Origin of the sequence: Oligoflexus sp., from assembly GCF_035638955.1 — a bacterium.
Classification (GTDB): domain Bacteria; phylum Bdellovibrionota_B; class Oligoflexia; order Oligoflexales; family Oligoflexaceae; genus Oligoflexus.
Genome location: NZ_DASQYZ010000193.1, coordinates 1 through 8,361 on the forward strand (window position 1 = coordinate 1; position 8,361 = coordinate 8,361).

Consider the following 8,361-nt stretch of genomic DNA (forward strand, 5'->3'; position numbering starts at 1 on the left):
CGTTTGAAACCCGGAAACCGTCCCGACTTCATAAACCTGACCGCAGCGTTCGGCGAATTCTGCTGGACTTAGGTTTCGCAAAGCTGGATTCAGAGACATATCGACCGCTTTTGTGGATTTTCGTACTTTTCGAATAACTGCAACCAAAGTTAAAATCGTATTGTCACCATCATAGTTGTCCAGCTCGCGGTTAAAATGAAAGTTGTTGTCCGCGAAAAGAACTTCTATTTGACGCTGCGAAGTCACGGGCATGATAAAGAATTGGTTTTGGTCATATGTATGTTCACCCATGGGTTGAGCACTCGCGGGTCGTTCCATACAACCATCAAACCAATAGATATTTGCCGTGTCAAATCCAGCGCCCAATCGCCCGTAATTCCAGTGGGATGACAGGACAGGATTGCCCTGAGCCAGATATTCCTCTTTTTCCGCAACCGTCAATGGTCTCGCGGCTGGCAAGGCGTCATCTTCTATAGGATCAGGATCTGGCGTTGGAGAAACCGGATCAGGAATTGGCTCAGCTATCACGGTTGGAACCGGCTCAACTGCCACAATCGGATTCACTTGGGACGTCTCAGTTGCCGTAGAGGGCGGTTCACTATTGCTATTTTTATCACGAGACGAATCGCAGGCCGAAATGAGCAGCATTACAGCATTGGCGAAAGCCGGAATTTTTACTAATGTAGAAACTTTTCTCATAACCATACCTTTATCTTATTTTTGAAACCTGGATCTAGCCCGCAGTTTCACTTAGTAAGCCTCGCATTGGAAAACACCTGATGATCTTTAAAAGGAGGGAATTCACCTTTAGCATCATTAATAAAGACACCTTTTTTACGATGCCCTTGGCAGCTTCGTCCCACATGCCTTTAGGATTCGATTGAGCAACCCTAATGTTTTCTGCCTTTCCTGCGAAGGCCACATCAACCAATAAACTAGTGCATTAAGAGCTTTTCAGGCGGATCGGTTTGTTTCCCGCGCGATCGAGCTATATAGGAGTGATACGAAACTCTCCATAGAACACAAGGTCGGCGCTTCTTTCACATGTTATGATGACAAGGTGACGGATTTTGTTGATATCATCCAGAATTCCGCCAGAAACTTTAACAAGCCAGTCTACAAGCCTGGAATTCTCTATGGAGTAAAAGCAACATTGAGGCATGATGGCGTCTGTCTGCCAGCGATAAGCGTAATATGCTTCATTCATGGTTACCTGGTAGTATTGGATGGCATCAACATCCAAGCGATAGCGTTTGTCGGTCTGCATATTTCTTAGGATAAGGAACATGGCATCGGGACCATCTGTGACAGTCATGATTTCGATATTATGTTGATCCTCAAGAAGATCTGGCAGAGATGAAAATATGTCCTGATCAGATGATACGCTGTGGCTCACAATCCGCTCCGGCTTTAAATAGGGGGATCCAGTCCCCCTTTTCCTTCCACAGATCAGCTGGTGAGGCGATACCCCTGGCAGACACCATAGAGCATGCCTATGCGTTCGCATAATGCGTCCGGAACTTTCAAGGCTATCTCGACCACTGATGTTCCGCTTTCATAAAAGACCGAAAGATCAATCGAGCAGGCAGCTCCGCTGAATGAATACTCAAACGTCTCATCCTCTTTAACTCCGGCTTTCAAAGCATCCTTGTCCAATTCATCAAATCGATATTGGCATTCATCGGCCAGGATCTCAAGAAAAGGGTAGAGGTTATCTTCAAGGATCCAGCCTTTTAACTGCTTCATGCAAACCTCTCGCTTTTATTCCGGTGATGAAGGGCTTCCATGAATATTGCCATTTTTTCTGGCATAAACATTGACTACGTTCGTGACGCTCCCAGTCCGATTGTGAACGCCAACTGGCTGATCAAAGATCACCTTTGCCTTTAAACCACCTTGCCCATCATCCTGCCACAAATTTCTTTTGTCAGCGTAGGCTGCTGCGTCCAAGGTGATGTCATCCGCACTTGTTCTATAGAGGAACTGACTTTTTCCAGCAGGCAAGGGTCGACCTGCATGATCTGTAGCATCAAAAGCGCCCACGGTATGGCGAGCCTGCTCACCGGGTATGACGGTATACTTACCATTTGTCAGCCTGCCATACTGGTCAATTGACTTGGCAGGAGCAATGAAATTAGGATCTGCTGCAATCCTTCTGGGTTTTCCATAGGAACCAAGGGCTTTTTGAATGTCACTGGCATTCTCCATACCCAAATTTCGAGCAGCGTCGAGTAGGACATCAGTTTGGTTCTTCGCGTCACAGGCATAGGCTTTGGTCGCACCGATTATCAGGTCAAAGACTTTGTCTATATTGCTTCGCTCGACAAAGCAGGGCTGACGATTGATAATGTTCCCTGCAACCTTATCGGACTCGTTAATTACATTAACAAGCAGCTTCGCCAGATTGTTATCAGGCATACCCTTCAGAGCCTTGCCGAGTCGGGCTAGGCTTTTCCCTGCTCCTGATAGTGCAGATGGGACAAAAAGAGTTCCAATCAGGACCCCACGCTCCAGGTTCGAAAGCTTTTCCCCGGTCAGAGGATTACGGCCGAGGCCAATCTGCAGAAGATCGTAGCCAAGTGAAACCCCAGGCACAAAGCCAATGGCCAGATCAATTGCATTCAAGGCGGCATTGAGAAAGAGGGTGCCGTCCCGCGACTGACCCGAAGCATTGTACTGGTCAGCAAGGCCCAGATAAAGATTTGAATAATCAAGAAGGCCAAGGCGCTCAGCTTTGTAGGGATCGCTCGTGAGGCCTTTGATATAACCCTCGGCTCCCTGATGGTAACGCTGAGCTTCAAAAAGGCGGGAGCCGAATTCAGTGGCTTTTGGAGTTTTATAGGTGTACTTCACCTCGGCAGCTGGCACACCGAAGACTCCGCTGGCAAGGCTTTGCCCTTCTCCTTCAGCGGCGTCCAACGCGCCTTTCCATGAGGCTTCCTTTGGTCCCTGGCTATTCGCATCTGAACCGTTTTTTTGCTCCTCGACATCCTGCGCCAGATCATTGAGGTAGCGCCCGGCCTCTGCCTCAAACTCCCCGGTAAAGCTCGCGTCCTCCTTTCCTTTATCCGCTATAAGCCCTTCCAGGCGGCCAATCTCGACTGTGGCCCGGTCATAACGCTTTTTCATTTCGCCCTGAAGGTCAGGCCGATTGGCTTCGATGGAAGCAATCTGGTGATCGAGCGAGGCTATCTGACCATGGACAGCCTGCTTTTCAGCCTCAAATTTTTTGGTCTTCTCGCTGCCGATATCCTGTTCAACCCTGTCCCAGCTCGATTTGCCATGAATGTTACAGGCAAACCAGTTCACGCAGTAGCGGCTGTAAAGCTCTTCATCAAGCTTTTTGGAATCAAAGATCACGCCATAGAACTTTCCATAGCCACGGGCATTGTAAAGGTTCGTATACTGGTCTGTGTGAAGGGACGGGTATGGCCGTCCGGTGCCATCGTAATACTGTGACGGCGCTCCCATGACAAGGCCCGCTACCGCCAAAAGCATGAAAATCCAGGCTTTCCTTAAGTGCTTTCTCATATATGTCCGCCCACTTTTAATCAGTTGATTTCAGTTTGTTCAAAGTCAGATAGAAGCCTTTCGACTTCCGCCAGCATGAGGTCCATCTGAAGGTACTGGCCGAGCCCCTTCGGCTCCAAATCCCAGAGCTTCGCCATCTCGCGGCCGGTACGTACGACGATCTGATCGCTGACCTGGTCCTTGAATTTTTTCTGAAGACCAGGCGATTGGACCTGACGGCTGAGGCGATTGTAGAAAAGTTCAACCCCCTCAAGGCGTCTGACATAAAACTTGTCTAGCTGGGTTAAATTGGTTCCGTGGAGGGTCCTGATTTTCGCGGCTATCGGATTCGCCTCGGTATCGAAGCGCTGCTCCGGGAAGGGGATGCCATGCTTGCGAAGGAGCATGGCCAGCTCGCTTCGCCGATCGGATATGGTCCTCTCCAGCCCATCGTTGATGGCGACTGCCTTCCCAAGGTCGCCCTTAAGGCTTGCCCCGCTATACTCGGTCTGAAGCTTCTTGAGTGAGGCGACGGCTTCCCAGAACGCCTCCCGCTCCAGACGGTCCTTTTTGATCCTGAGCGATTGGCTTATAAGGGCATTTGCAATCTCCTTATAAGAATTTGCGACACTCGCATAAAATCCTTCGACCTTCAGCTTTTCGGCCAGGGCTTTAAGATCCGATAGCCTGCCGCATGCATGCGGAGTCGAGAGCTTCTCGTCCACTGGATTATGGATATAGGCCCGCGCCCTTAATCGCGCCTTGTAATCATCCAAAGAGGACTGATTGAGGGTCTTGAACTGGGCAAGGTCAAAGTCGCCCGGCAGCATGATCCTTAGGATCATGGCATGGGTGCGATCGAGGTGATCCTGCCACTCATCGAGTGTGCGTTGAGCTGATTCATAGCTTGATCGCGCTGCATGGATTTCGTCGGGAGTGCTCCCGGCACTGCAGACGTTTTCCTTATAGCTGTCGGATGCATCCACAATCTCCTGGTAAAGGGAATTGAGTTGGGCAGAGCTGAGCTTTGCCGCAAACCTGCCGCTCATCTCGACAACGTCGGCATTCAAACGTGTATTGGCGGCTTTCCGATCTCTCAGCTTTGTCAGGAAGGTGGCGGTCTTTTGGTCAACGGTATTGAGTCTGGCCTGAAGGTGATCCCTCATCTCCCTTGCGGCATCAGCATAGGAATAGCGCCAGGTGTCGATGGAGTTGAGGCGTGCCTTTTTTCTTTCGAGTTCCCTCGCCGCCCAATCAAGTTCGGTCTGTCTTTCCTTGACCTCAGCCTCAACGCCCAATAGGAATCCATTGATGACTTTTTGCTTTTCTGTGATGACGGCCTTGTGCGCATCCCGATACTCCCTGCCAAGCCGAACAGCCTCGGCTTCTGCCGCTTTGAATTCAGCATTGACGTCAATGCATCGGTACTGCCTGTAGCCTCCAGCATGCTGGCTGAGGCCAAGGCTTCCTTCGCAGAGGTTTCTTACGACATCGCGTTTCCAAAGATGGAAGGGGCCTGTGTGCATATGCTGCGTGCTGAGACGGCAGAATTCGCTTCGGGATATCTCCGCCCATTCCAGCCGCCCTTCGCGGGCATCCTGCCAGCGGCCGCTCTGGCAAATAAAGGATCCATGCCTGTTTGAAAGTTTGTTGAAAACCTCTCCAATGGCGCCCTCATCAAGGATAATGCCAATTTCGGTGGAGCTGCTGTCATCACCTCCCACCTGGGCCTTTTTCTGGTATTCCTCTTTGACGACGATCTCTGCATTGCTGTCAATCTGATAAACCCTTCCGTCAAGGTGTTCGCCTTTTGGCGCCCAGATTCCCCTGCAGTTGCCCTCCTGCCAGGCGCTGCAGGCAGCCTCCTGAAAGAGATTTACTTTCTTGCAGGTCCTTTTGGGGTTTTTAGCGGTGGGGCACCAGCTCTCGAAGTAGGATTGCTCGGCACAGCCCTTGTCACATGTGTATGAATAGGCTGGAAACGCAGCACCGAGGAGCAAAAGGAGAAAGAGAATATTTTTCATAAGGATCGACCTCCGGGTCATCTGAGAGATATATTTTCAAGCACGTCCCTGTAATCGCGCGCGATGGAGTCCATTTCGGGCCTCCCGGCCAGGGCCTGGGCTTCACGCTCAAGGAAAGCAGCCAAGGAGATGTACTCCTGATCGATTTTTTTAATAAATGAGTCAAGCCCCTCCAGGGCAGCCTTATAAGGCGTCTCTCCCGAATCCTGGTTCAGCTCGGCCTGAAGCTCATCAATGGCGGTAATCTCCGACTTGAGCCGCCTTATCGCTCCTGATGAGGCTGAGGAGTTCAAGCACAGATCCTTTTCATCGCCAAGGGTGCCCGTTACCCCGGCTGCAGCAAGACATTCGTCAATGAGTTTGAGCTGCTGCCGACTGAGGTAGTCCTTGAAATTCGTAAGATCCAGGGATTTCGCCTCGGAGTTCTTCAGCATATCGGCAATGATGTGATAGGAGTCATACACCGCGTTCAGGTTTCGCGTGTGGTCTTCGAGGATGGGACCTGGAAGATAGCGAACGGCGCTGGTTAATTCAACGAAGCATCCCGGCTGGACGTAGTTAAAGGATGAGGGTTTGTATAGGAACTCCACCGACAGGCTCTGGTTCCCCACGTCAGTCAGGGCCAGCTCCTCGAGCTGATCGCTTACAACGAGCTTTTGCTCCCGCTTTTGACTGCCGTAGGTCATCCTGAAGGCGAAATCCATGGGCGAGCTGGATTCGCAGAACGCTTTATAAAACATCTGCACCCGGGCCTGGCGGACAAGGCTTTCCCGGACACCTTCAGTCGAACTGAAAGTCGGGATCGCACGGGTCAGCTTGAAATCCTCCCGTGGGACGCTCTTGCAGCCCACAAGAATTCCGCTGATATCGGTGCAATTATTTTTCGTAAAGTCATAACGGAGCAATTTGGCCTCCGCGGCTCCGGGCCCGAGGAGAGTGCCCATAAAGGCAAAGGACATTTTCACGACGATATGTTTCATGGCTCTACGATCTCCTGAATTTTCACGCCCAAAAACTGGACTTTCAAGGCTCTGTCATCAAGGACATGCGGCTGCACTGTTGCCTTATAGTGGACCGTTAGGATGGTATCGAGATAGGAGCCGCCTTGCACTTTACACAGCTCGGAAAGATGCTCGTAATCACTTTTTCTGATCGTGGTCATCTCTTCATTGTCATAGGTCCAGTCCTGACGAGGAGCCATGTCTTCCGTAGCGGTCTTCTCCGCGAGGTTATAGGAGGCGACATAAGATTTGTCGTCGCTGTGGCAATGACTGTCGATGGAATAGGTATAAGTGGCAGGAAATGCCATGTCGGTTTCATTCATAAAAAGGCTATGCAGTGATATCAGATAGGACCAGTTGTAGATGGGCAGATTTTGAAGTTTGTCGAACTGGCTCATTTGCACGCTGGCCTTGACACCCAGATGCATGCGTATATCACACTGAAAACAAGGAAGATGGGGGCTTAGCTTGAATTCTGGAACGTTCCATTTGACCTGTCTTACATCAATAGCCGGTTTGACAAGGACGGGGAAGTTTTGAAGGCCGACTCTCCACTGAAAAAACTCATCCCTTGGATAAGCTTCACTAGGGCTGATGTAGCGCTCTTTGCTTGGGCGGTCCGTAGCCCACGACGATGTGGAGCTGAATTCCTCCCGACCCTCATAAATCCAAAAATGCCGGTAGGGTCCGGTCACGCTTTCACTGATGTCCGCTTTAAGGGGACCAGCCAGGAAGACAAAGCCGGCCAGAGCCAGCCATGAGTTTAACTTCATAGAAGCCTTCTCGCGATAAGGTTTTTGTTAGTGTTCAAACTCAGAAGGCACAAAAAGCCTACAGGCTGCCTGTTTCCGAACAGCCAACGGCCATCAGAACATTCGGCATCGAAAAGAGCAGCCAGGGCCGGTGGCATCTTGTATTCCGGACCATGATTTTTTCATCACTCAGCTCCTTTTACCGGCAAGAAAAAGCAGCGATAAAAAGTGAATCCTCGCTGCAGAATCAAGATGGGATTGAATGTTTTGAATGGTTGCTGGTTGCTTCCTTCTTTTTTACCTGAGAACAGTTATTTTTCTACGTTTACAGCTTGCATCAACTCCCTGGTGTTTTTGTTTGTGGAAATTTTTCGTCATAAATTCACCACTGGGGGTTATCGAGGAATAGCTAATCCCATTTTTCCTGCCAAGCTCCGACAGTGAGCAAGAGCAAAATGCTTCTTTTGAAGAAACAGTTGACGACAAATTTCCAATGAACTGATCGAACAAAACCAGTAATGATGCGACCGTTAGTCTGTTTCACTTTCAAAGTCAGTGAGTTTGTTTGGCTTATATCGGCCATGCTTTGCTTCAGTTGAAGATAGCCGAACACGGTTATTAACGATCGTGGAAAGGAAGTTTAATCATGAAAATTACCCACCGCAGTCCATCCGCCCTTTTCAAGGTTTCAAAGCCTGGTTATAGAAGGTCTACAAGAAATGACGGGGGGGTGTCTTAATGGGTTCAATCTGCGACTTCCTGAAAGAAGAAATTCGGGATTTTGTTAGCCAAAAGGATGAAAGCTTGCGATGGTTCTCAAGGCAAGCCGATGTCGATTACACGACGATATATCGATTGAGTAGCGGCGAGCAAAAAAGGTTGTCCTTTCTAAATGCCTACCGCATTCTGAAGGTAATTTCACCGGCAGGTTATCTTGGAGTTTTGGGCGACTTCTATCCTGATGAGGTACGGGAGATTGCAGGAACTTCACCGGCCAGCATAGATAAGCGAGCAGCTATTGCTGAGGCTGTTTTGAAGGACCTCCTGACTTTTAAGGTCTACACTTATGCTTCT

The 8,361-nt window shown here is 49.8% G+C and carries 7 protein-coding genes and 1 pseudogene; 1 reads left to right on the forward strand and 7 read right to left on the reverse strand.

The window, feature by feature from the left end:
- The 7 genes and pseudogenes from VE954_RS17955 to VE954_RS17985 form a co-directional block, all read right to left on the reverse strand.
- Nucleotides 1–699, reverse strand: a pseudogene (locus tag VE954_RS17955) (hypothetical protein); the annotation flags it as partial.
- A 289-nt stretch (nt 700–988) separates the two neighbouring features.
- Nucleotides 989–1,396: a hypothetical protein gene (locus VE954_RS17960; RefSeq protein ID WP_324955239.1), complete on the reverse strand. Its 408-nt coding sequence runs from the start codon at nt 1,394–1,396 to the stop codon at nt 989–991.
- A gap of 53 nt (nt 1,397–1,449) precedes the next feature.
- The gene (locus VE954_RS17965) at nt 1,450–1,746 is read right to left on the reverse strand and encodes a hypothetical protein (RefSeq protein WP_324955241.1); all 297 of its coding nucleotides are present in this window, start codon (nt 1,744–1,746) and stop codon (nt 1,450–1,452) included.
- 15 nt (nt 1,747–1,761) lie between these two features.
- A complete protein-coding gene (locus tag VE954_RS17970; protein ID WP_324955243.1) occupies nt 1,762–3,531 on the reverse strand; it encodes a pre-toxin TG domain-containing protein in 1,770 nt (589 codons plus the stop codon).
- A 20-nt stretch (nt 3,532–3,551) separates the two neighbouring features.
- Nucleotides 3,552–5,534: a hypothetical protein gene (locus VE954_RS17975; RefSeq protein ID WP_324955245.1), complete on the reverse strand. Its 1,983-nt coding sequence runs from the start codon at nt 5,532–5,534 to the stop codon at nt 3,552–3,554.
- A 17-nt stretch (nt 5,535–5,551) separates the two neighbouring features.
- A complete protein-coding gene (locus VE954_RS17980) occupies nt 5,552–6,514 on the reverse strand; it encodes a hypothetical protein (RefSeq protein WP_324955247.1) in 963 nt (320 codons plus the stop codon).
- Nucleotides 6,511–7,308 (reverse strand): hypothetical protein, encoded by a 798-nt coding sequence (locus VE954_RS17985; RefSeq protein WP_324955249.1) that lies wholly within the window; start codon nt 7,306–7,308, stop codon nt 6,511–6,513. Before VE954_RS17985 ends, VE954_RS17980 begins: the two co-directional genes overlap by 4 nt.
- A 717-nt stretch (nt 7,309–8,025) precedes the next feature.
- Between VE954_RS17985 and VE954_RS17990 the strand changes: the two genes are divergently transcribed.
- Nucleotides 8,026–8,361 (forward strand): hypothetical protein (locus VE954_RS17990; protein ID WP_324955251.1); only part of this gene is annotated, 336 nt, incomplete at its 3' end.

Bases quoted from the DNA above. Each gene is read 5' to 3' on its own strand.
- VE954_RS17975 (WP_324955245.1), bottom strand. From the start codon at position 5,534: ATGAAAAATATTCTCTTTCTCCTTTTGCTCCTCGGTGCTGCGTTTCCA.
- VE954_RS17965 (WP_324955241.1), bottom strand. From the start codon at position 1,746: ATGAAGCAGTTAAAAGGCTGGATCCTTGAAGATAACCTCTACCCTTTT.
- VE954_RS17985 (WP_324955249.1), bottom strand. From the start codon at position 7,308: ATGAAGTTAAACTCATGGCTGGCTCTGGCCGGCTTTGTCTTCCTGGCT.
- VE954_RS17980 (WP_324955247.1), bottom strand. From the start codon at position 6,514: ATGAAACATATCGTCGTGAAAATGTCCTTTGCCTTTATGGGCACTCTC.
- VE954_RS17970 (WP_324955243.1), bottom strand. From the start codon at position 3,531: ATGAGAAAGCACTTAAGGAAAGCCTGGATTTTCATGCTTTTGGCGGTA.